This window comes from Alteromonas sp. C1M14 (assembly GCF_018860965.1).
Lineage (GTDB): Bacteria > Pseudomonadota > Gammaproteobacteria > Enterobacterales > Alteromonadaceae > Alteromonas.
On the sequence record NZ_JAHKQF010000005.1, the window covers coordinates 32,437 to 56,953 of the forward strand.

16 protein-coding genes are annotated in these 24,517 nt (G+C 44.7%); 10 read left to right on the forward strand and 6 right to left on the reverse strand.

What is annotated here, in order from left to right:
• Positions 1–4: 4 nt before the first annotated feature.
• Positions 5–961, reverse strand: a complete 957-nt coding sequence (locus tag KO501_RS03890; RefSeq protein ID WP_216028347.1) for a MoxR family ATPase — start codon at positions 959–961, stop codon at positions 5–7.
• 444 nt (positions 962–1,405) lie between these two features.
• Here KO501_RS03890 and fadI point away from each other — a divergent pair, with 444 nt between their 5' ends.
• The 3 genes from fadI to KO501_RS03905 all read left to right on the forward strand — a co-directional run bounded on the left by fadI (position 1,406) and on the right by KO501_RS03905 (position 5,231).
• A complete protein-coding gene (fadI, locus tag KO501_RS03895) occupies positions 1,406–2,716 on the forward strand; it encodes an acetyl-CoA C-acyltransferase FadI (protein ID WP_216028348.1) in 1,311 nt (436 codons plus the stop codon).
• Entirely contained in the window at positions 2,716–4,875 is a 2,160-nt protein-coding gene (fadJ, locus tag KO501_RS03900) for a fatty acid oxidation complex subunit alpha FadJ (protein ID WP_252728149.1), read from the forward strand. The genes fadI and fadJ overlap by 1 nt, the downstream gene beginning before the upstream one ends.
• 80 nt (positions 4,876–4,955) lie before the next feature.
• Positions 4,956–5,231: a hypothetical protein gene (locus tag KO501_RS03905; protein ID WP_252728151.1), complete on the forward strand. Its 276-nt coding sequence runs from the start codon at positions 4,956–4,958 to the stop codon at positions 5,229–5,231.
• Positions 5,232–5,307: 76 nt separating this feature from the next.
• Here the strand turns inward: KO501_RS03905 and KO501_RS03910 are convergent, their stop codons facing one another.
• The 3 genes from KO501_RS03910 to KO501_RS03920 all read right to left on the reverse strand — a co-directional run bounded on the left by KO501_RS03910 (position 5,308) and on the right by KO501_RS03920 (position 13,144).
• A complete protein-coding gene (locus KO501_RS03910) occupies positions 5,308–5,475 on the reverse strand; it encodes a hypothetical protein (protein WP_216028349.1) in 168 nt (55 codons plus the stop codon).
• 224 nt (positions 5,476–5,699) lie between these two features.
• Entirely contained in the window at positions 5,700–10,214 is a 4,515-nt protein-coding gene (locus tag KO501_RS03915; protein ID WP_216028350.1) for an EAL domain-containing protein, read from the reverse strand.
• A 173-nt stretch (positions 10,215–10,387) separates the two neighbouring features.
• Positions 10,388–13,144, reverse strand: coding sequence for an insulinase family protein (locus tag KO501_RS03920; protein WP_216028351.1), 2,757 nt, complete (start codon positions 13,142–13,144; stop codon positions 10,388–10,390).
• Positions 13,145–13,350: 206 nt separating this feature from the next.
• Between KO501_RS03920 and KO501_RS03925 the strand changes: the two genes are divergently transcribed.
• Together KO501_RS03925 and KO501_RS03930 are read left to right on the forward strand one after the other, a co-directional pair.
• On the forward strand, positions 13,351–13,836 hold the full coding sequence (locus KO501_RS03925; RefSeq protein ID WP_252728153.1) for a histidine phosphatase family protein: 486 nt from the start codon (positions 13,351–13,353) through the stop codon (positions 13,834–13,836).
• 111 nt (positions 13,837–13,947) lie between these two features.
• Complete coding sequence (locus KO501_RS03930; RefSeq protein ID WP_216028353.1) at positions 13,948–14,130, forward strand: hypothetical protein; 183 nt, start codon at positions 13,948–13,950, stop codon at positions 14,128–14,130.
• Here KO501_RS03930 and KO501_RS03935 read toward each other — a convergent pair.
• Positions 14,127–15,422 (reverse strand): HlyC/CorC family transporter, encoded by a 1,296-nt coding sequence (locus KO501_RS03935; protein WP_216028354.1) that lies wholly within the window; start codon positions 15,420–15,422, stop codon positions 14,127–14,129. The two genes, KO501_RS03930 and KO501_RS03935, sit on opposite strands and share 4 nt — an antisense overlap.
• A gap of 124 nt (positions 15,423–15,546) precedes the next feature.
• Entirely contained in the window at positions 15,547–16,338 is a 792-nt protein-coding gene (gene ccsA, locus KO501_RS03940; protein WP_216028355.1) for a cytochrome c biogenesis protein CcsA, read from the reverse strand.
• Positions 16,339–16,647: 309 nt separating this feature from the next.
• On the opposite strand from ccsA, the gene ffh reads away from it, so the two are divergent.
• From ffh to KO501_RS03965, 5 genes are all read left to right on the forward strand, one after another.
• A complete protein-coding gene (ffh, locus tag KO501_RS03945) occupies positions 16,648–18,036 on the forward strand; it encodes a signal recognition particle protein (RefSeq protein WP_216028356.1) in 1,389 nt (462 codons plus the stop codon).
• A gap of 284 nt (positions 18,037–18,320) precedes the next feature.
• On the forward strand, positions 18,321–22,001 hold the full coding sequence (locus tag KO501_RS03950) for an ATP-binding protein (protein WP_216028357.1): 3,681 nt from the start codon (positions 18,321–18,323) through the stop codon (positions 21,999–22,001).
• Complete coding sequence (locus KO501_RS03955) at positions 21,998–22,633, forward strand: hypothetical protein (RefSeq protein WP_216028358.1); 636 nt, start codon at positions 21,998–22,000, stop codon at positions 22,631–22,633. Before KO501_RS03950 ends, KO501_RS03955 begins: the two co-directional genes overlap by 4 nt.
• Entirely contained in the window at positions 22,630–23,850 is a 1,221-nt protein-coding gene (locus KO501_RS03960) for a phosphoenolpyruvate carboxylase (protein WP_216028359.1), read from the forward strand. Before KO501_RS03955 ends, KO501_RS03960 begins: the two co-directional genes overlap by 4 nt.
• Before the next feature lie 224 nt (positions 23,851–24,074).
• The gene (locus KO501_RS03965) at positions 24,075–24,482 is read left to right on the forward strand and encodes a TerB family tellurite resistance protein (RefSeq protein ID WP_216028360.1); all 408 of its coding nucleotides are present in this window, start codon (positions 24,075–24,077) and stop codon (positions 24,480–24,482) included.
• Positions 24,483–24,517: the final 35 nt, after the last annotated feature.

Here is a 24,517-nt window from a genome sequence, read left to right on the forward strand (position 1 = left end):
AATATTAAGGAACTGCTACTAGACTTACGATTTTATCTAGTACTTGATCGACTGTTACGCCTTCAGCTTCGGCTTCATAGGATAGAATAATGCGGTGTCTCAATACATTATGGACAACGGCTTGAATATCGTCGGGTCCTACAAAATCACGTCCGGCTAACCAAGCATGCGCCCGTGCACAACGGTCTAGGGCAATGGTTGCCCGAGGGCTGACGCCAAAATCTATCCACCCGGCCATCGACGGATCATAAGCTGCCGGATCACGGGTGGCCATAATCAATTGCACCAGATAGGTTTCCAGCTCTGGTGCCATGTGTAACGACAACGCTCCTTTACGGGCAAGGAATATATCTTCTTGTGTAAGGGTCGGGGGCGTTTCAACTTGTTGTTTGAGATCTTCATTTCGAGTAAGTCGAAGAATGGATAATTCGGTTTCCGCTGTTGGATAATCAATGCTTACATGCATTAAAAAACGGTCAAGTTGTGCTTCAGGCAACGGATATGTCCCTTCTTGCTCCAACGGATTTTGCGTTGCCATCACTAAAAATAGTGGTGACAGGGCGTAGGTTTTGTTACCCACGGTAATTTGCCGCTCTGCCATTGCTTCAAGCAAGGCGGATTGCACCTTTGCTGGTGCACGGTTAATTTCGTCGGCCAGTACGAGATTATGAAAAAGCGGACCTTTTTGAAATACAAATTCACCGGTTTCAGGACGATAAATATCTGTACCGGTTAAATCTGCGGGTAATAAATCAGGGGTAAATTGCACTCGATGAAAATCACCGTCAATCCCGTTGGCAAGGGCATTAATAGCTCGGGTTTTTGCCAACCCTGGAGGACCTTCCACTAACATGTGCCCGTCAGCGAGTAAGGCAATTAGCATACTTTGAGTAAGTGCTGTTTGGCCGATAATCTGTGAATCTAAATACGTTTGAAGTTGTCTAAACTGCGCTGCTGACATAGTGTTTTAATCCACTTTTTTGTTCTAAAAATGATAATTGTACTAACGGCAAATTCACTATTATGCCGATAAAACGATCTTAACCTTACGGAAACAGGTAACTAAGGTATATAAGACATTGTCAGATATAATAGGGGTTGGATTTTCAGCTTCAAGATGCTGCAGCTGTTTTATTATCCTCAAAATTAGACCATTCGCCGATGTTTCTGCGTTTCGGGACTGGCCGCTTGCCCTCTCTATCCATAATCTGACAGTGTCACAATCGAGTGCTATCTTGAGTGTTTGGTATCAGAAAGACAAGATATGTTCCAACGCATTGGTCGAGCTCGCTATTTTTCACGGTAAACGGTTAGTCCCGTTTATTTGCTATTTTGTTCATAGTTTGTAAAAATCAGTATCTTTACAGGTCAGACCACTTTAGGTCTTCTATAATTCAGGTGCAATATGACAGCTATCCAATCAGTCACAACCCGTCAAGGTGACAGAATCGCCATCGTCGCGGGTTTACGTACACCTTTCGCTAAAATGGCGACCTACTTTCATGGCGTTCCCGCTGTGGATTTGGGAAAAATGGTGGTTAACGAACTTCTTATACGTCACGGCGTGCCCGCTAAAATGGTGGATCAGGTGGTGTATGGCCAAGTTGTACAGATGCCAGAAGCGCCCAATATTGCTAGAGAAATCGTACTTGGTACGGGCATGAATGTGCATACTGATGCGTACAGTGTTTCTCGGGCCTGTGCCACCAGTTTCCAAAGTACGGTGAATATTGCTGAAAGCATGATGGCCGGCACAATCGAGGTGGGTATTGCCGGTGGTGCGGATTCTGCGTCTGTGTCACCGATTGGTGTGTCGAAAAAGATGGCTCGTGCGCTAGTCGATTTGCAAAAGGCAAAAACGGTGGGGCAGAAATGGGCCATCATCAAAAAACTCGGTGTTAAAGATTTAATGCCTGTACCGCCAGCCGTTGCTGAATATTCTACCGGAATTTCCATGGGCCAGACCGCCGAACAAATGGCGAAAAGTCACGGTATCTCACGCCAAGCCCAAGACGAATTAGCGCATCGTTCTCATTCCTTAGCGGCAGCCAGTTGGAATGAAGGTAAGTTAGACGACGAAGTCATGACAACCTATGCGCCACCTTACAAAAGCGCCCTCGGCAAAGACAATAATGTGCGCTTTGATTCTACCTTAGCGGGATACAGCAAATTACGCCCTGTGTTTGATAAGAAACACGGCTCGGTAACGGCGGCCAATGCGACTCCTCTTACCGATGGTGCCTCTGCTGTTTTGATGATGACAGAAAGTAAAGCCAAAGCACTAGGCTACAAGCCGTTAGGTTACTTACGTAGTTACGCTTTTTCTGCCATCGATGTTTGGGAAGATATGCTTATGGGGCCATCTTATGCTACCCCTATTGCCCTCGATAGAGCGGGCATGACATTAAATGATCTGACACTTATCGAGATGCATGAGGCCTTTGCCGCGCAAACCTTAGCTAACATCAAAATGTTTGCCAGTGATAAATTTGCGCAGGAAAAACTTGGCCGCCAAAAAGCCACCGGTGAAATCGATATGGATAAGTTTAACGTAATGGGAAGTTCAATTGCTTATGGGCATCCCTTTGCTGCTACCGGCACCCGCATGATCACGCAAATGTTAAACGAATTAAACCGCCGAGGCGGAGGAACTGGACTGGTGACAGCATGTGCCGCGGGTGGATTAGGTGCTGCAATGATTGTGGAGACTGAATAATGAGCCAGCAAGAAAACCAACAAACAACAATGGGCGAACAAAAAGCCAGTGCTTTTACGTTGACCAAGCACGATGATGGCGTGGCCATTTTAACAATGGACGTACCTGGCGAAAGTATGAACACCCTTAAGGCTGAATTCGGCGACGAAATTTCTGCCATGCTCGACGATATTGAAAACGATAGCAGCATTAAAGGGGTTGTCCTTTGTAGTGGCAAATCATCTTCTTTTGTGGCCGGCGCCGACATTGGTATGTTAGCTGCCTGCGAAACTCAGGAAGATGCGCAAGCGTTAGCCAAAGGGGGCCAAGACATTTTCAATCGCATTGAGAATATGCGGGCCACCTTTGTGGCCGCGATCCACGGCCCAGCCTTAGGCGGCGGGTTAGAGCTGGCGCTCGCTTGTCATTATCGTGTGTGTTCGGATTCACCGAAAACCCAACTGGGCTTGCCTGAAGTGCAATTGGGAATTTTACCGGGCAGTGGCGGCACCCAACGTTTACCGCGTTTAGTTGGCGTGCAACAGGGCATGAAGATGATGTTGACCGGTGCCCCTGCAAGAGCGAAACAAGCTAAAAAATATGGCCTAGTCGATGATATGGTGCCCCAGAGTGTGCTGCTAAAAGTGGCCCAAGAGTTGGCGTTAAAGCGTAAACCCCAACGCCAAGCCCCGCAAAAGGGTGTCCTCAATAAAATGCTGGAGCAAAACAAGTACGGTCGTAATCTGATGTTTAAAAAAGCCAGAGAACAAACGTTGGCTAAAACAAAGGGAAACTACCCTGCACCGGCAATGATTATCGATGTGATAGAAACCGGCATGAATGAAGGTATGACCGCGGGTTTGGAGGCAGAAGCCGCCGCTTTTGGTCGCTTGGTGATGACGCCAGAATCGTATCAACTACGTCAGATTTTCTTTGCTACCACGCAAATGAAGAAAGAAAACGGGGTTGCTGATGTTGCGCCCAGTCGCGTTGCCAAAGTGGGCGTACTTGGTGGCGGGTTAATGGGGGGGGGTATTGCCTATGTGACAGCATCAAAAGCCGCCGTGCCTGTTCGTATTAAAGATGTGCGGGATGAGGGTATCGTTAATGCGATGAAATACAGTTACGATATTCTAAACAAGAAAGTTCGCAAAGGCTTCATGGCGAAAAGTGAGATGCAAAAACAAATGGCTATGCTCACAGGTAGCTTAGACTATCGGGGCTTCGCCGACACCGATATGGTTATCGAAGCGGTATTTGAAGACCTAGACTTAAAGCAACAAATGGTCAGTGATGTGGAAACCAACACCCAACAAAGCACCATTTTTGCTTCTAATACCTCGTCGATTCCCATCGCACAAATCGCGGCTAAAGCGGCCCGTCCAGAAAATGTGATTGGTCTGCATTATTTCTCGCCGGTAGATAAAATGCCTCTGGCAGAAGTCATCGCCCATGACAAAACATCTGATCACACCATTTCAACCACAGTAGAATTTGCCCGTAAACAGGGGAAAACGCCGGTGGTGGTAAAAGATGGCGCAGGGTTTTATGTCAATCGTATTTTAGCGCCGTACATGAATGAAGCGGCGTATCTACTGTTAGCCGGTGAGCCGGTGGATCATATCGATAAATCCCTCGTGAAGTTTGGTTTTCCGGTAGGTCCGGTGAAATTACTCGATGAAGTGGGTATTGATGTCGGCACTAAAATTATGCCTTTCCTTATCGAACAGTTCGGCGCTCGTTTTGAGGCGCCTGAAGCCTTTGATAAGGTGCTAGCCGATGGCCGTAAAGGTAAGAAAAACGGTAAGGGCTTTTATCTTTATGAAGGTAAAAAGCCCGGTAAAGCGGTGGATGAAAGCATTTACCCCTTGCTGAATGTTACGCCTAATTCCACCTTAAACGAAAAAAGCGTGGCAGAACGTTGTGTGTTAATGATGCTCAATGAAGCTGCTCGGTGTCTCGATGAAGGTGTAATAAGAAGTGCGAGAGATGGTGATATCGGTGCTATATTTGGGATCGGCTTCCCGCCTTTCTTAGGTGGCCCTTTCCGCTATATGGATTCATTGGGAATAGAGGCCCTTGTCAGCAAACTGACCCACTACGCAGAAACCATCGATGGGCGCTTTACGCCAGCTGATTGCTTAGTTGAGCGGGCAAAGGAAAATAAAACGTTTTACTAGTGTAAACAAAAAGTTAAAGCCGGGCTGTGCCCGGTTTTTTTTGTCACTTTTATGGCAAATTACTGGTTTTTAGATTTCTAATGAGTAAAATTCGCCCTTATTGTTCAACTATTAGTCAATCTATTGACGAATTGGAAGTAGGTAAATTTATGGCATTCACGTTTTTCTTTTTACTGGTGTTCTTAAGCTGCGGATTGCTTTTTTATGTTGAAGCATTCAAAGCAGGCATGAACCCGAGAAAGTGGGCGCTAGGTGGGCTGGTGTTTGGTCCGATGCTATTTCCTTTATTTAATATGAAGCGCTACTTACTGTGGCGTCAAATCGCTGGATATGGCAGACCGGTATTCGGGGCTTGATGTGCGAAAAAATTAACGGCGAGAGACAAAAAAGGCTGGTCACCCAGCCTTTTTTCTTTGGAACAATTAACTGACATTAATTAATCTTTTCTCCAGGGCAAGCATTTAACCATTTACATGGCAATACTTTTTGATATTGAGTGGCCGCTTCCTGTGTATTGTCTAAAGGCTTGGCGCCTTGTTCCGCTGTTACTACTGGAGCTGTTGTCGAAAGTACCAGTGCTACTGCATATGCTTTTAACATTTTTATATCCTCTGATTTTTTTATTTGAACAAACAACACCAATCTTTGTCAGTGTTATCAGAGATATAGCCATATGCGTGCCAACATACGCCAAAAGTATAATATCAATTAGAGATATTTTTTTATTTCTTATAAATCAGTGGCTTACAGTGTTCATTTTTTGTTCGGTGCAAGCGGGGATTAGACGAAAGTTGCAAGATAAGAAAAGGCGTCAGAAACTTGACTTATAAGGAATGGTGGCCTATGAGGTTGTAAAGTTTTTGATTTTCCTGCAATAATTTTTCAAATCGAGTGGCATTGAGCGGCTTACTGTAAAGGTAGCCTTGCAACATTTCACATTCATAGCGTCGAAGTATTGTCAGTTGTTTTTCTTCCTCTACGCCTTCAGCGACCACTTTTAGCCCCAAATTATGGGCAATATTAATAATAGCGGCAGTCATATGCCGGTCTGTGCTGCTTTCGGCGATATCGTCAATAAATGCTTTGTCGATTTTTAACGTATTTAACGGAAAGCGTTTTAAATAGGCGAGGGAAGAGTAGCCGGTGCCAAAATCATCGAGGGCTAGGTGGATCCCTCGGTCGCGCAAGCGCTTCATTAACGCCAGGCCTTGCTCTGGGTTTTCCATCAAGGTGCCTTCGGTAATTTCACACTCTAGGTGTAAGGGCGATAAACCTACTTCTTGTAGGATCCGTTCAATGCGATCATCAAGATTTGGCAATTCAAACTGTTTGGCCGATATATTTACCGCAACTCGGCCTGAGAATAAACCGGCATTTACCCAGCGCTTCGTATCTGCGCATGCTTTGCGTAACACTTGCTCGCCAATTTCTACAATTTGACCGGTTTGTTCTGCTAAGGGAATAAACTGGCCAGGGCTGACGATGCCTTTTTGCGGGTGTTCGAAGCGCACTAGCGCCTCCATACTGACTAATTTACCCGACGCAATATCGACTTTGGGCTGGTAGTAAACCGTAAACAAGTCGTCTTTTATTCCTTGACGGATTAGGTTTTCTATTTGTAATTGACGTACGGCATTTTGATTCATTTCACCGCTAAAGAATTTATAGGCGTTGCCACCATTATTTTTAGCAAAATACATGGCCGTATCGGCATTTTTCAACATTTCCTGTGGCGATTTACCATCATCAGGGTAAAAGGCGATCCCCACACTGGCTCCAAGGACAAACTCTTGTTTGTTGATAATAAAAGGCCGTGAGAGGTTATCAAGAATATCTTGGGCAAAGTGGGTAATGGTATGGATGTCGGCATGATCTTCCATCAACACACTAAACTCATCGCCCCCCAGTCGATAGCAGGTAGCAGAAGTGCCGGTAATGCGCTGCAACCGTTTGGCTATCTGTTTTATCAACACGTCGCCGGTTTGGTGGCCTAATGAGTCATTAATTTTTTTGAAGTTGTCCATATCCAAACATAGCAGGGCATGGGATGCGGCCTTTCGTACCAGGTTTTGATGACTGGCTTGGAAAAACGAGCGGTTAGGTAGCTCGGTAAGGGGGTCGGTATTGGCCAGTTTAAGTAGCTCTTTTTCTGTGCTTTTACGAGATGTAATATCAGAAAATACGCCAACAAAATGACTAATGCGGCCATCGTCATCATGAACCGCATCAATGTTGAGTTCGAGTTCGTACCGTTCGCCATTCATTCGCACAGATTCAACCTCGCCAAACCAATTCCCTTTGGTGCGTAGGGTTTTCTTTATTTCATCGGTAAAGGCATCGGGGTATTGATTAAAGTACATATAGGAAGCGAGTGCTTGATCCCGGCTTTCCCCAGTGTAGCCACAATAGGCGTTGTTCACTGAAATAAAACGGAAATTGGTATCAGTAATAAACACCCCTTCGGAAATATTTTCAATAGAGCGTTTAAACAGGTTAAGTTGTTCTTCTGCTTCTTTTAGGTGATGTATATTTTTCAGCGTGCCAGTCATGCGCACCGGTTGTTGGTTGTGATCCCGTTGTACCACCTTGCCCCGATCTAATACCCATATCCATGCATTGGAAAAGGTTTTGGCACGATAAGCGAGTTCGTAGAATTCCGATTTGCCTTCCAAATGTGCTTTTAGAGCATCTTGAACCCGTAGCATATCATTGGGATGAATATTGGCATCATAGGCACTGGTTGTACGAATATTATCTTGGGGGAAGTCAAGGGTCCCCCAGGTATTAGACCGGTATACTTGACCGCGATAGACATCCCAATCCCATAGTTCGTCGCCGGAACTCCATAGGGTAAGTTTTAATCGCTCTTCAGACTCTTTTATAACGCGCTGATTTTGTTTTCTTATTTGATAGTGGCGTAGTAAATAAAAAAGCACAAGAATAACAATAAGACTATAAAAGACTAACGCTGCTCCATGAAGCCAGAATGGACGGCCAATGGTAATGGTTAAGGTGCTGGAATCTGACCAATTACTGTCACCTTCTTTAGCCTGTACTTCAAACTCATAATTACCGAAGGGAATATTATTAAACTGCGCGATACGAGTGTTATCGGCAGGGAACCATTCATCTAAATTGCCCTTCATTCGATAACGGTAAATCACGTTTTCCGGTGTAATTGGGTTAATCAAGGCAAAGGTGATACTAAAGCGGGATTCATCATAGGTCAGCGACAGGGCATCTTTGTGCAGTAAGCTAGTGTGATTTGGCGCGGCTAAGGTGTTTTGTTCAGTTTTGGTGGTGTTACCAAATACTTGTAACTCAAGCAGTTTGGGGGGGCGAGTTACCGATTTATTCATTGCTTTTTCATCTAGAAATGATTTTTTCAATATATTAAAGCCTTTTACCCCAGCAAACACCAAGGCTTCATCTGCCGTTACCAAAGACGCACTTTCGCTAAAATCATTGCCATTTATGGCTTCACGGGGAATGGTTTCTGCATCGGTAAGGGAAAATAAATCGACCCGGGTAATACCTAATCGGTTGGTATACCAAATAGAGTCATTTCGGCCCACTGAAGAAAAAGTTACGCCATCATTGGATGTTTTCCCTTGTATTTTTTCTACATCAAGTGTGTGGGCATTGACTTGTATAATGCCGTGGTAAAAGGTGGTTATCCAATAATAATTTCGCCAGTAATAAATATTGACAGCATTAAAACTTAACGAGTTATTACGGCCAATATTTTTAACAACTTTGTCGGTTAAAGGGTCGAATACCGCGATGCCGTTTTTGGTCGACAGCCAGATACGCTCTTCGTTATCGCTGTATATTGGAGCGAACGCCTCAGTAACGTCATTAATTGAATATTGATGAATCAGTGCTGTTTCATCCTTGAGGGATTCCGAGCGAGTATTAAATATATCTGTCGGTATGGACGCTAGGATATTCTGTTCTGTATTTAGCCAAATATTGCGGCCGTCGAAATATAAACGCTCAATGAATTTACCTTCAAACAATGTTTGTACATTTACTAGCCTATTATGTCTAACTTCGAAAACGCGAACACCGTTTGAACTAGCGATCCAGAGTCGGCCATAGTCATCAATAATCAGATCCCAAAAATAGTTTTGTTCTGTTGTTAAAAAATAATCTATGGTGCCTAGTTGTCTATTAAATCTGCCTATACCTTCATTTTGAGTAACAAACCACAAATTGCCTACTTGGTCTTCATCAATGGCCCAGATGGTGGAGGAGATGTCTGCTTTTTGAAAGGCTTTTTTATTGCTAAACGTGCGTACCGCACTTAATTCGGGTTGATAGCGGAATAAGCCAGCGTAGGTACCAGCCCAGATGGCCCCTTGGGAATCGACTTGAATACTAAAGATGATTTTTTCGGTGAGGCCGGTTAGGCCAATCGTTTGTGGACCGGATGCCACAAAATTTTTATGACGAGTGTCGTAAATGGCGATGCCATCGTATGTGCCTATCCAGACCAAATCGCCTGATTGCTTGATGGCAGTTACATTGCCGATGGATATGTCTGAATGATTAGCGCTGCTTCCAATTTCATTTTCGTCACCACCATTGGTGATTGTAACAATACCATCAATAGTCGCTAACCAGTACTCACCGTTGATAATCTCTATATCATTGATTCTACTTTTATCTACTGCATAGCCATAGGGATTGGCTTGCTTTAAAGCGTAAATCTTATCGCTATTTTTATTAAGAATGTACGCGCCATGGCTTTTCGTTCCAATCCAAAGGCGGTGTTGCTCGTTGAAAATAACCGTCATATCATCAGGCAAGGTTGTGCCACGAAACGCGGGGATCAGTACGTTACCATCTGGGGTTAAGCGATAAATTTGATTATAGGTACTGACCAATAATCGTCCATTTTCATCGGTGGTAATGGTGGTAACGTAGTGTGATTCGGGGTCTTCGCCTTCAAATGGGATGGTATCAAAGTTGTCTAGTTCTGGATTATACCGGGCCAACCCTTTGTCTGTGCCTACCCATAATGTGCCTTGCCCATCTACAAATAAGTCGCTAATCCAGGCCGAGGGAAGGGATTTAGGATCACTGGGAATAGGGTGGTATTGCTTAGCATCTGATTCGTAACCGGTATAGCGGTGAAGACCTGTAACTGTGGCAAACCATAAAATGCCGTCTTTGTCTTCTTCAATGTCCAAGATGGTGTGGTCAGTAATACCATCTTTTTGCTCAATATTTTGAAAATAGATGTCTGAAATAGACACAGCTTGGCTACCTGCCGAGAAAAGACATCCGAGCAGTATGGTCAAACAGAAAAAAGACCAGTTAATGGTTGAGCGCACCAATACACCTTTGGCGATGTTATTTTATCATTATTGTTTATTATTATCGGCAGCGTTCGAACAAACCGAAGTCCCAATATGCCGAAATATGCGATCTGCTACAAGTTTTTTTGCCGCAGGCCTATTTATGCGTCTATTAAATAGGCACCGAAAAGTTTACACATTGATAATTGTTAGGGGATAGGAAAATAAGGTGTATTTTTTTTAAACATAGCTAGGTTGGTTAAGCTACGTTCCGCAGGCACCGACATGGATGAAAACCCGCCGGAAGCGTAAAGCACAAGTTCCCCAAATAGCGTTCGCTTCGCCAGAGCATTGGCATAATGTTGGATGTCTGTAAATGATGTCTGATTGATTTCACTGGCCAGTTTTTGATTGCGGTCGAATTGGGTTTCTTGAGAACCTAATCCTCCCCATAAACGTTGGGACTTCATCGATAAGGAAAGATCCCGCTCTTCTAATTGTTTAAGCAAGTTTTTTTGTATGGTGGACCAATAAAACTGGTAAAAATCAATTTCATTGAGTTGTTCAAACAAAAAGGTGGTCATTTCTTTTAATAACACATCAGGGGCATGGGTTGGGCTTTGAATGTAAAACGCCATTCCCGGATGCTGGTTGTGGGGGACATACCCTGTGCCCACCACATAGCCTAGCTGTTTTTCGGTTCTCAGCACATTGAAAAAGGGAGCCGCTAACATTTGTTCTAACACCATACACATGGCTGTATCTTTAATACTATTGCTGGGCGCTTGTAAATACAGTACTACCGCAGCATCGGGGTGATCACAGGGTACTTCGTGATACAAGGCTTCCCCTACTGGTAATTGAGATACCGAGCGAGTAAGGGCTTTTCCCGTTGCGCCAATTGAATTTTCCGCTAATTGATTGGCAAATTGACAGGCTTCGTCTTTTGACCAATTACCATGCATGAAACTTTCGACATAGTAATGTTTGAGGGCGGCTAAGCAGGTGGAAGTCATGGACTTATAGGTACAAGCCTCCACTGCTTTTAGCAGCTCGATGGGGGCTTGGGTATTGCGTTGCACGATAACACTTAGCCGAGAAAATAAGCGGTTTGTTGGTTTGTTCATTAATGCATTTTGCAGGCTTTGTATCTGCATAGCTTTAACTCGCTCAAACTGCTGCTGATCTGGCATGAATTCATGGATGGTTTCGAGCAGCTGTAATGCCAGTTTCGATTGATTATTCGAAAAGCCACGGGTATGTAAGGTAAAACCCGCTTGATGGCCGTAGATACGGTAATGCAACCCAGCAATTTCTGCTCGATAATATTTAGCCTGAAGGAAATCGTTTAATGCGGATAACCATATTCGCTTGGCGGCCACGGCATGAAGATCATCGGTTAGGGCTTGGGTATCGAATGACACATAAATATCGCCCTTTGGGTTATGGAATACATCGTCTTGTGCAAACCAGAACTTCATATGGGGGCTATCAATGAGGGTCTTAGGCGATAAGTAATCGGTTTCCGGCAACGCTAAATGGTAATCCATGCCTAAATAGGGGTTGGGCGGAGGTAGCGTCAGTGCATTGATGGTTGGCGGATGACATAGGGCTTCAAGTACCGACGGTGACAGCGGCCGCAGTTGATATCGAGCGTCATAATGCTGACAAGTGGTATCTGTGGGTAGCCCTTGAGCGATAAGTTTTATACGGATATTATTGGGAGTAAAGTAACTGAGTGCCTCGGCTATTTTTGTTTTATCAAAATTGTCGATGATAATTTTAAACTGTCTGATATCTTCTTCTTTATAATAAAATAAATGCTGAGCATACTCACAAGCCATCGCTTGCAGTTTTGGGTTGTCTTCAAATTCGTGAGCGAGCGCCCCTAAGTGTGCCTTTTCTTGGTAGCGCCACTTTTCGTCCACGGAATTTTGAATTAAACGGATATATGAAAAAAGCGCTTCTAATAAATGCTGTTTGTTCTCAAGACCTGATCGGGTTAGCTGAAAGCTGACATTAAAGTCTTTAAAATCCTTCCCTTCAATACCACTGCCTGCAATAAGGTTGGTGACCCAGTTTTTACTTTTTAGGTAAGCCAGAAGACTGCCTTCACCTTCATCACCAAGTAAATGACTTAAGTAATTTAAAGGCTTCGTACGAAAATCGTGATGCAAACCGGGTAAAGCAAAGGTAACAATCATGCGCCTTGCCGATTGTAACGGTTCGATATTAATTTCCACCGCCAACTGGTCATCGGTGTATAACGCTGGCCATGATTCAGCTGCGCTGTCTCCTGCTTTGATAGCCGAGAAACTGTGGGTAATGATATTTTTGACTCTATCGGCTTTTTCGCTGGTAAATACGGTTAATGCCATATTCTTAGCGACATAGTATTGACTGTGAAAGGCATGCAGTTGCTGATGTAGTTCGTTTTCAGGTAGCGCTCGAAATATACTGGCATTACCCACGGAAAACTTACTGAAAGGGTGAGCGGGATTCGCCGTTTCTTTGTGGATTTGGTATAGCCGTCGTAAGTCATCTTTCCGCTTAAACTGAAATTCAGCATCAATGGCATTAATTTCTTTGTTTAGTGTGGCTTTATCAAGTAGCGGTAAGCGCAACATATCACTGAATGCGGGTAGCAGTTTGTCCAGTTGCTCACTGTGGCAACTGAAATGATAATTGGCGAACTCGGTGCCAGTCCAGGCGTTAATATTACCGCCTGCTTTTTCTACCATGTCATTGATGCTATTTGGTTTGGGTAAGTGTCGACTGCCCAAAAACATCATGTGTTCAAGTAAATGAGATAAGCCATGGCAGCAATCGGGATCGTAAAAATGCCCCGCTTTTACCGACATTGAAACAAACGTAGAAGGGGTAAGGTTCTGTTCGCATATCAAGATGCGAAGACCATTCTCGAGGGTCACGAATTGTGCCTGTTCTAGGTTTATTGATGTTGTCAAAATGCTCTCTTTTTTATCTGTTTTACTGCATTTTTCGGGAATCTCCACTACAACATGTTCCCCTGATGGCCTACTTACGGCGTCTTGGCCTAAAGTCTTGTATATTTATACTAGGCTACGCTGACTGGGTCTGCTAAGGTTAGACCGAAGTCTTTCATCATATTCATTAAGTTATGCCACGTCAAAAAACCAACGATGACACTTTAATGTTAATAATGCGGCACGGTGAAGCGGAATCACTGCGTATCGATGATAAAAGCCGCCAGCTTACCGAACATGGTCGACACCAGGTGTCACAGTCGGCAGGATGGCTTATCGAAAATTACTGTCGCCATCGTAAGATAGATTTGGCTTTAGTGAGCCCATATCGGCGCACCCGTCAAACCTATGACATGTTAAGTTTAGATTTTTCCATCGCTAAGTCCATGCAAACCGACGATATTGTTCCGGAAGCGAACCCACAACTGGCTCATGATTACGTTAATACCCTTATTGCCTCATCGCAAAGCCGAACTACGCCGGTTTCCACTATTTTGTTGGTGAGTCACATGCCGTTTGTGAGTTACTTTGTGGACGAGGTCTGTGCCACGCCAGTCAATAGCCTCTTTGCTACTGGCTCGGTGGCGGTAGTGAGCTATAATGCTGCCGCCCGAAGGGGTAGATTACTGAGTCATTACCAAGGAACGGTATAGCTAATTCGTAAATTATTTGAAAAGATCTGCCAATTCACCTTAAGAATATTGTTTTTCTTCCGATAACCACTTTAGTGAGAGGTGTATTGGACTGCGTGAGGCAGTATTCTGATGGCAACAAAATCTATCCCTGACATGCTTCGACGGTCACTTGAAAGTCATATGGCCGAAGCGGATCTCAGAAACGATGAAGAATTAAAAGAGATTATGGGCAAGCTTGCTTCGCTGTCATCAAAAGTGGCGGCAGCCAAGGCTCAGGCCCTTGCCCGTCGCGCAAAAGGGAACAAAGACTAGTATTCAGATTGGTTTTCGCCAGAAGCCATAAAGTAGTCAGGCAGGATCCGCACGGTTTTAATCATATTATCTTTAATATCCACAATTTCCATCGGATAACCCGACAATCGAACACTCACCTGATGTTCCGGTATTTCTTCCAAATATTCTAAGATCAAGCCGTTCAGTGTTTTTGGACCATCGAGAGGTAAATGCCAGTCCATTTCTTTATTGAGATCACGAACATTGGCACTGCCATCAACCAGCACACTGCCATCCTGTTGTACATTGGCTTCTTTACTATGATCTGGCACCATAGATGTGGTGAAATCGCCCACGATCTCCTCGAGAATATCTTCCAATGTGACCAAGCCCATGATGTCGCCGTATTCATCTACAACCAGAGCAATACGCTCTTTTTCAGCTTGAAATTTATACATCAAGGTATGCAGTGGCGTGGATTCAGGGGTGAAGTAAATTTCTCTTACTGCTCGTAGTAGACTGGATTTGGTGAACTGATCTTTCGATAACAACCGTAAGGCATCACGAGCGTGAACAAAGCCCACTGCATCGTCAATGCTATCCCGAAAAAGCAGCACACGGGTGTGCTGTGCATGTGTCAGTTGTTTTTGAATGGTTTTCCAATCGTCATTGATATCTATGGCGACAATTTCTGCCCGCGGCACCATAATATCTTCAGCCGTGACTTTTTCTAAATCGAGTATACCCACCAGCATGTCTTGGTGTTTTTTCGGGATCAAGGTTCCCGCTTCGTACACCACCGTTCGTAATTCATCTTGGCTAAGGGAGTCATCATTACCGTTGGCTGGATTAATCCTAAGTAGAAATAAAATGCTGTTGGTAATCCCGTTTATAAGCCAAACAAACGGATACAGAATAAACAAAAGAGGCAGCAAAATTAATGAACTAGGGAACGCAATTTTCTCTGGATATAAGGCGGCGAGGGTTTTCGGTGTCACCTCTGCAAAAATAAGCAGAATAAGGGTTAAACCAAAGGTAGTGGCAAAAAAGCCCCAATAATCACCAAACAAGCGGGTGCATATAATAGTGGCAATGGATGATGCGGCAATATTAACCAGGTTGTTTCCGATGAGAATCAAGCCAATGAGGCGGTCAGGTCGTTCGAGTAATTTTTGTACCCGTTTTGCTCCGCGATTACCTTCATTATGAAGGTGCTTTAGCCGATATCGGTTAATTGACATCATGCCTGTTTCAGAACTAGAGAAATAGGCGGATAGAAAAATGAGTACACCTAATGCAATAAAGAGCGTACTGGTTGATATGTCGTCCAAAAAATGGGTTCCTTTACCTTGCCGGACTATCCAATTTAGTTACTCTGCAAGTGGGTTTCAAGTATTAGGGTTAATCTTTATCGTAAAGAGGCAAAAAATGCCCCTTTAAATGATGTTGGCTGCATTATAACAGAATTTCACGAACAAAACGGCTACCGAAATAGGCGAGAGTAAGTAATGCCAGACCAATAACCGTAAGAATAATAACTTGGCGACCGCGCCAGCCTCGAAGTCGTTGGCCTATCAATAAGATGGCATACACCACTAACGCAATGAGCGACAACACAGTTTTGTGCGCATAGGTCGTGCCGAACATATCGTCTAGGAAAACAAAGCCACTGACCAACGCAAGGGTGAGCAAACCGGTGCCCACTAGCAATAACTTAAATAGCATGCCCTCTACTAACATGAGCGGGGGCAGGGGAGAATGTAGCAGTGCAGCGCCTTTTTGTTTTAATTTACGGGTAATAAACGACATTTGTAGCGCATACAGGAAGGCAATGACCAGGGTACCGTAAGCAAATAAGGACAGGGTGATATGGATCACCAAGCCAGGTTGCATTTCAATGTGCATGATATGGCGTACGGGTAACAGTAGCGCAGCAATAATGGTCATAGCACAAAAACTAAATACCACAGGAAGCAATATAATATTGGGCATCACCGACGCGCTAATCAGCATGGACACCGCAATGAGCCATGCCACCAAAGATAGAACATTAGTAATACTCATATCTTGCCCTGGGGCCACAACGATGGCTTGGGACAAATAACTGATATGACAAAGCGCGCCTAAAATGGCGAGGATAAGGGCTAAGCGTTTATTCGCACTCTGTTGATTGACAATTTTGCCCATAAACAAGGCGGCGGCGGCAAGATAAAATACAATACCGGTGATGGCAAATACGGTGGTCATCCCAATTCCTGTCTGAAACCTATTAACGCTGAATCTGTTATTTTTATGATTTTGAAACGTGCGTAAAAAGACACTCGTTAATTATGAATAATCGTAGATACGGTGATCTGGCCACGATTTTTCGTCTGCCTGAAAGATCAATGCCCGTATTGTTACTGCAACTGCTTATAAAATTCAACAACAACCATTGATTTTAAGCGGTTTAAGACAATATATGACCAGATACCGTAATCATAGTTCGTTGTCACCGCCTTTTTCGCTATAATGTGGGCAACATTTTTCATTTACAGTAAAAAGAAGCTGCCTTATATGTTTGAGAATTTATCTGAACGCCTTGGCCAGACGTTAAGAAACGTCAGCGGTCGTGGCAGACTCACAGAAGACAATATTAAAGACACACTAAGAGAAGTGCGTATGGCACTTCTTGAGGCAGACGTTGCGCTGCCAGTGGTAAAAGAATTTGTCGCCCAAGTTAAAAGCCGAGCCGTTGGCGCAGAAGTCAGCAAATCTCTTAAGCCAGGTCAGGTTTTCATTAAAATCGTACAGTCAGAACTTGAGTCTGTCATGGGCGAAGCCAATGAAAAACTGAATTTATCTACCCAGCCACCAGCGGTTGTGCTTATGGCCGGCTTACAAGGTGCCGGTAAAACAACCAGTGTGGGTAAACTGGCTAAATACCTCACCGAGCGGGAAAAGAAAAAAGTATTGGTAGTGAGTGCCGATATTTATCGTCCTGCCGCCATAAAACAACTTGAAACCTTGGCCACAGAAGTGGGCGTGGGTTTTCATGAATCATCTATCGATCAAAAGCCAATTGATATCGTTAATGGGGCCATCGACGCTGCTCGTAAACAGTTTTACGATGTCTTGTTAGTGGATACGGCCGGACGTTTGCACGTTGATGCAGACATGATGGATGAGATCAAAGGGCTACATGCTGCAGTTAAACCCGTCGAAACCTTATTTGTGGTAGATGCCATGACAGGTCAAGACGCGGCCAATACGGCAAAAGCTTTTAATGATGCGTTGCCGCTGACTGGGGTTATTCTGACTAAAGCGGATGGCGATGCCCGAGGTGGTGCGGCCCTTTCGGTACGTAAGATCACCGGCAAACCCATTAAATTTATCGGTATGGGGGAGAAGGTCGATGCCCTTGAACCTTTCCATCCTGAGCGTATTGCATCACGCATACTTGGTATGGGCGATGTGCTTAGCCTTATTGAAGAAGTCGAGCGTAAGGTTGATAAAGACAAAGCGCAAAAGTTAGCGAAAAAGGTCCAAAAGGGCAAAGGCTTTGATCTACAAGACTTCAAAGAGCAGCTAGAACAAATGCGCAATATGGGCGGCATGATGGGGCTGATGGATAAACTGCCGGGTATGGGAGGCATGGCCGATAAAATTAAAGATCAGGCCAATGACAAACAATTTACCCAGATGGAAGCCATTATTAATTCCATGACCCCCGGTGAACGTACTAAGCCCGAAATTATTAAAGGCTCTCGTAAACGTCGTATTGCCGCAGGTTCTGGTACCCAAATACAAGATGTCAATCGCTTGCTTAAGCAGTTTACACAGATGCAGAAAATGATGAAAAAAATGTCTGGAGGCGGAATGAAAAAAATGATGCGCCAGATGAAAGGCATGGTGCCACCGGGTGGCGGCATGGGCGGTGGTGGTGGTATGTTCCCACCACGCTAATACAAGATAAAAAACGCTGCTTTCGCAGCGTTTTTTATTTGCATGGTTAAAATGTGGGCAGTTGACCCTAGCAACCTTATTGTCAGAGTCGGTGAGACTGGGCATCCCCGTCATTTCATACTACACTGCTTACCCTTAAAAACGACGATACTATTGAGCGCAAGACGTACGGACGCCACTCGCTCGCAGGGCATATAGCTACCTGCCTTATCGTTCTAGCATGACCTATATTGGCATAAAATTCGAAAAAAAATGTTCAGCGCCAATACGACAACAGGAAAATTATGGCCGGTTTAAAACGCATCATACTTATCGATACGCACCTCCCCGGAGTGGTCGAATTAAAACTGGATGGGCACACCAATATTTGTGGTACCAATGCCTCGGGTAAAACAACGCTGCAACGGCTTATCCCGGTTTTTTACGGTGAATACCCCAGTCGCGTAGTGCCTTCCACTCGGGACAGCTTCGAGCGCTGGTACTTACCACGCACCTCCAGTTTTATTATCTATGAATTCACCCGTGCTGAGGGCGATTTGTGTCAGGCCGTTTTGAGCTCCAATGGTACCGGGGTAAATTACCGATTTATTGGTAAGCCCTTTGATATTGATGATTATTTATTGCCGGAGAAAAACGGTACGCGCACCAGTATCACCAGTGCGGAATTAGCCCGGGCAATGAAGCGTAATAATGTGTTAGTGACCAGTTTGCTCACTACCAAAGATTACCGTGCCATTTTACAAAATGACCATGGGGTATTGAATCAAAGCAGTACCGCTCGAGAGCTATTAGGTTACGCACGTATTTTCAGTTTATGTCCGCCAAATCTGCATGTACGCCATATAGAAAAACTGGCCAAAGCGGTACATTCAAAAGAAGGCAAGATGGAGACCATCAAGGCCATGATCGCCGCCATTTTAGAGGAAGATGGCGTGCAGCCACCGGCGTCAAATCTAAGCCGCAATCGAGTAGATGATTGGCTGCGGGAGTGTCAGTTAATTAAACAGTTTGATGGCATTCGTCCCGAATTTGCCAAGCTTGAACAAGCGGACATGGCCTTAGGTACCACAGAAACACAATTGGCTCAGCTTAAGTTGGCATTTGAGACAGATAAATCAGCGCTGTCCGCCGTGGTGGAAAAAGCCAAAGGCGAACTCGAAGAGAATCAATTTAATAGCAAACAAAATGAAAGTCAGTGGTCAAAATCTCGGGATGAACTAAACCAGACCGTGTCATCAGCCCGTGCGGATGTAGAAAAATACACCGCTGAACTGGATGCCGTAGAAGCGCAATTCCAAAGCTGGCAAGAACAAGACATAGAACAGCTCAAAGATGATGTGGCGAACCTAGGTCAGTGGCAAAACGAACTAGAGACGGTGTCTGGTCGCTATACCTTGCTAACAGAAAAACATCAGGACATGGAATCCGCATTTAACCGCCGTATAGCTGAGCTAGGGGAAAGGTTAAGTTTAACGCTAGAGCAGTTGTCAGCCAGTCGACAAGAAGCTGCGGATAAGCGCAGTGATCTTCAGGATAAAGAACGCAATGCGTTACAGCAAATTCGTGATGACTTTGCGCAACAACTGCAGCTGTTAACCCAGAATCATCAGACCGCTCTGAGTGATTTAAAAGTGGCGGAAGCTGAGTTTAAAGCGGGGCTGAATAATGCCGGTTATAACGAATTTGAGCAATCTCAGCTAGATATTCTTGATGCCGCCATTAAGGAAGCAGGCATTAACGAAGACGCTATGCGTACAGAGTATCGTCAAGCTCAACAATTGCACACTCAAGCGGTGCAGGAACGCCAGAGTGCATCAACGGCTTTGGATAAAGCGCGCTTACGGCATCAGCAAGCAGAAAAACAAGTAGAGCATATTCATCAATTGCTGTATCCAGGTGAAGGCTCGTTGCTGGAATTTTTACGGGCCAATATTGAAAACTGGGAACAAAATGTTGGTAAAGTTCTGCGCCCAGAATTACTGGAACGAAAAGACCTCGGCCCTCAATTGGCAGAAGGTGCCAGTTTGTTTGGCCTGTCGTTGTCGCTAGATACGCTAGAAACCCCCGATTACGCTAATACAGAACAAGAACTAAAAGTACGACTGAAAAACGCAGAAGAAGCATTAAGTGCCGCGTTAGAAGTACAAAATACCTGTGAAGCACAGTTGGCTAAGGCCAACGAAGATGTGCGCAATGCCGAACTGGCGATGAGTCAAAAAGACAACGCCGTTCGTAGTGCACAAGCCACTCGCAAACGGGCTCAGCAAGACAAAGATACGGTGTTGAGTGAATATCAGCAGGCGTTGTCAGAACGGAAACAAAAAGCCCGCAGTAAACTGGACGACAACATTAAAGCCCGCAAGAAATTGCTGGCGCAGTTTGAGTTAGATAGAGACGAAATTAAAGATCAGCAACGGGAAACAGAAACGGAACATCGCTTCCATTGGCAACAATTGATTTCTGATACAGACGCACGGATAAGTCAACTGGACGCTGATATGCGGAAGGCCAAAGATACCGCGGCAAAAGATCGTCGCGATGTGGAACAGTGGCTAGAAAACGAGTTGAATAATCGTGGTGTAGATGTGGATGAAATTGGTGCGTTGAAAAAACGCATCAAAGCGTTAAAAGAAGATATCTATCGTACAGAAAGCCATCGCCATAAAGTTGTGGATTACGAACGTTGGTACGAGACAGTATTTACGGGTCATAAAATAAGTTGGCAAAATAGTTTATCAAAAGCCCGCAAAGAGCTCGCAGACGCAGAGCGAAGCCTGGCCCAGCAGCAAACGGCCTATCGAGAAGTACGAGAGACCCTTAAAGAACAGCTTGAGCAGTTACAACGACAACTGAAAACCGCATCAGAGCAATATGATCAGGTTGTGAATTTCACAAAAACGCTGGCTCGATTGCCGCTGCCCAAAGGCCAGGTGGACGCATCGGTAAGTCATGATGAATTAGCCGTTAATCAGCGGTTATCCCAGGTTCAAAGTGCCTTACAGGAGCGGGATACCTTGTTGGCCAACGTCAAAGCCTATGTAGAACGTTTTGACCAGCTTATTGCCGCGCAAGCGGGCACCGGATTATCAGATACGTGGGAACGAGCCCGGGATGAATGCACCACCATGAATGCCCAAGGGGTAAAAGGGGTGGATCACCGACGTATGGTGTCCCATTTATCTCAACTGCTCAATGTCATCGTGCCGCAAAAACTACAAGGGCTTAAAGAGCAAGGGCGCATCTTTGGCGCTGATCTAAGCCAGTATTATTTTGTGTTAGCGGATATCGACAAACGTATCGTCAGCCAAAGTCGTCGTATTACCAAAGAAGTGGATGGCGAACTCTTTTTAGATGGTGTTTCGGATTCTGCAGTGAAAATTCGTTCACGAATTAGCGAACTGGAATTTTGGCCTGAGTTGGAACAATTCCGGTCGCTTTATGATGCGTGGATGGCGGAAGGCGCCAATGTCTTACCCGATGAAGAATACGGCCAAAGTATGCGCAGAGTGCTCGATATTTTGGGCCGGGCAGCATTAACCGGTGGCATCAGTAAACTGCTGGATATCGAATTGCATCTTAGAGAAGGCAATAGCGACTTGGTGATCCGCACTGACAGGCAACTCAACGAGTCGTCCAGTCATGGTATGGCGTACCTTATTTTATGTAAGTTTCTATTGGCCTTCACCCGCTTATTACGGGGAGAAGCCGATACCACCATTCATTGGCCCATTGATGAACTTGGCACCTTGCACCAAAGTAACGTGAAGAAAATTTTTGATGCGTGTCAGAACAATAATATTTCTGTGGTAGGGGCGTTTCCCAATCCGGAATCTGATGTGCTAACCCTGTTTGCAAATCGATATCTTATCGATAAGGTAAGCCGGCAGTTACAGGTGGTAGAACCCAAAGTGAGTGCCATTGCAGAAAGGATCAAAGCCCGTCGTGAACAGGAGGCGTCATTATGATGTCAGAACAAGGCCGTGTATTAAGTGCGTTGCTAAAAGGTCGCTTTGTCTGTCAGGTTAGCGATGAAGAAGGCTGGCGATTTTTAAAAAGCCGAGAAAATGCAGACAAGCTAGAGCCACATTTAAATGTGCTAAATCGTACCCTCGCCTCTACGGGGGAAGGAGAGGTGTTTTTTGCCGCTTACCTTACCATTGGTGACGAGGAACGAAAGGCCCTGACACAGCAGTTTCAAGAAACCGCCTCTGCCTTAGTTCCCTTAGTGGAGTGGCTGCTATTGGTACAGCAGGCCAGTGAATCAGACTTACCCGTTACCTTGGGTAACGCTCTTCGCTTAAATGAATTACAAGGCGTTATTGAAGACACCCCCGCCTATGCTGAACAACTAGAGAAAATCTCTCGATATCGGTTATTTAACTCCACCAGTATGAATCTGGATGGGCAGTTAAAACAGGTTTTTAAGCGCCTCACTGATATGGGATATTTAATTAAGCCAAATAACGAAAAACAAATTTACTTGGTAACAGGTAAAGTCGAACACCTTTACGAGATGATTAAATTTGTCGATGAAACCGAGTCACTGTCTTTATCTGAACAGGCAGAAGCTGCGGTGCAGCAGGGCAGTTTGATATGAGCCAGGTGTTGATACAAGCCGGAACAAAGCTCCTTAATGCATTAGGGCGTCATAGCGATCTGATCATGCATGCTTATATCAACGGGGCCATAAATGAAAGTGATTACAGCCGTAAGATCCTTGACCAGTTAGTGCAACTCGGTGTGTTGTGGCGACCCGATCCCCAAAGCCCATTGCGCCTCAAAAATGCAGTAAGAGCCTTGTTAGAAGGGAGCTTACAGGACGATCGTAACCGCACAATTAACACCAATATTACCGCCTCTCTTGCCAGTTTGCGTACGTTAGCTGAGCATTATAAAGAGGCGTTGCACTATAATCGTTTTAACGAAGCCCACGCTCATATGGGCGATCTTACCGAACATGTCTATCAGCTTACTGAATCTCTTTCTAACAGTGTTAGGGTGCTTTTTAGCCGCATAAATAACGAGTTTGGCTATGTCTCTTCTGTTGATGCCAAAATTCGCGAGAATGAACTGGCGCAAGGGCAAGTCAGTGATTTGCTTCAACAATTGGAAAGTTTTCACTTTGACCAATTAAGTGAACTGGCGGGCAGTAATCGGGAACTTCGTCATTTGCTTGTGGTCGCATTACAACAGAGTTTTGCCAGTGCAGCTCAGGAGTTGTCTGTGGTGCAGGCGAGGCTGTTAGATTTACTCGGCCGATTCAGAGAGTTTCAGGGGCGTACCCGCTTGTTGAAAGGTTTCATTTTACACATGGAGCAGCAACCAGACTTTACCCCCAGTAACTACGGAAACCTGAGTCAGGTTCCGGTTCTGTTTAATCAGGCCGAAAATATGCTTAGTGTCGCCAGTGTGGATGTTAATCAAGTTGAGCACGAGGCAGAATATCAGCAAATTGTGGCCTCACTGACCGATATCCATCGTCGTAAAGTGGATGATGGAGCAAGTAGCAGTGCCCAAGAAATCGAAGTGACCGCCCAAAGCAGTGTGACTTTGGCCAAAGATCCCATCCATGAAGCGGTGGATGCATTCTTTTGCGATGTTATTGATTCGGGGCAGCCACAGACGGCATTGGATTATTATGCTGAGCATGATTTGTCTTTTGATCCGGAAGTGTGGATTTATCAGGTTATTGGTGGCTACCAGGCACTCGATGACAGTGATAAAGCCTATTTTGCTTTAGATGCCAGTGGTCAAGCGGACAGAATATTCTCAGGTAATTTTTATATAAATGATGTCACACTGGGTTTGCGTTAACATAGTGTTAATTTTCAAGGAAGTGAAAAATACTCCAAAGTCCCGTAAAAGTAGGGTGCATTTTTCAAAAATATCCATATAATTAACAACCGTGTAACATAATGAACTTTTTGTAGCAGCAATGCGTAATAGGCGTGTCATGAAACGGAGTTATTCTGATACGCGTTTTTGATAAACAAGATTTGTCAGACTGTTAAGGCATATGGCACACAATGGAGATTATCATGCAGTTGTCCCATGAACAGGCGTTTAACCAAGCGCTAATTCGTCTATCTGTATTGTTATATCAGGTAGATGGAAAGGTTACCCTTTCAGAACAAGATTACCTTGAGGAAATGATTAACGAACTCGACTGGCAGAGTCCGATATGTCGAGAAGCCTTTTTTACTGAAACCATTTATCAGACCCGACAGGTGTTAGATGCGGGTGAAGAGAAACATTATTTGCACACGTTGCAAAGTGACTTGCAATATAATGCAGACAAAGCATTGGAAGTTGCGATGACCATCACAGGCGTAGATGGCGAGCGTAGTGAAGAAGAAACCGAACTGCTTTCGTTGTTAACGCACAAGGTGCTAGCCAAAGCACTGGTGAATCGCGCACAGCCTTTATCTGCTTCAGAACTTAACTAATTGATATTACTCCAGCTCCCTAGGGCCTACCTAGG

Coding starts and splice junctions, on each gene's coding strand:
- fadJ (WP_252728149.1), top strand. CDS start 2,716: ATGAGCCAGCAAGAAAACCAACAAACAACAATGGGCGAACAAAAAGCC.
- KO501_RS03950 (WP_216028357.1), top strand. CDS start 18,321: ATGGCCGGTTTAAAACGCATCATACTTATCGATACGCACCTCCCCGGA.
- ffh (WP_216028356.1), top strand. CDS start 16,648: ATGTTTGAGAATTTATCTGAACGCCTTGGCCAGACGTTAAGAAACGTC.
- KO501_RS03955 (WP_216028358.1), top strand. CDS start 21,998: ATGATGTCAGAACAAGGCCGTGTATTAAGTGCGTTGCTAAAAGGTCGC.
- KO501_RS03890 (WP_216028347.1), bottom strand. CDS start 961: ATGTCAGCAGCGCAGTTTAGACAACTTCAAACGTATTTAGATTCACAG.
- KO501_RS03960 (WP_216028359.1), top strand. CDS start 22,630: ATGAGCCAGGTGTTGATACAAGCCGGAACAAAGCTCCTTAATGCATTA.
- KO501_RS03910 (WP_216028349.1), bottom strand. CDS start 5,475: ATGTTAAAAGCATATGCAGTAGCACTGGTACTTTCGACAACAGCTCCA.
- KO501_RS03930 (WP_216028353.1), top strand. CDS start 13,948: ATGGCAACAAAATCTATCCCTGACATGCTTCGACGGTCACTTGAAAGT.
- ccsA (WP_216028355.1), bottom strand. CDS start 16,338: ATGACCACCGTATTTGCCATCACCGGTATTGTATTTTATCTTGCCGCC.
- KO501_RS03965 (WP_216028360.1), top strand. CDS start 24,075: ATGCAGTTGTCCCATGAACAGGCGTTTAACCAAGCGCTAATTCGTCTA.
- KO501_RS03925 (WP_252728153.1), top strand. CDS start 13,351: ATGTTAATAATGCGGCACGGTGAAGCGGAATCACTGCGTATCGATGAT.
- KO501_RS03905 (WP_252728151.1), top strand. CDS start 4,956: ATGAGTAAAATTCGCCCTTATTGTTCAACTATTAGTCAATCTATTGAC.
- fadI (WP_216028348.1), top strand. CDS start 1,406: ATGACAGCTATCCAATCAGTCACAACCCGTCAAGGTGACAGAATCGCC.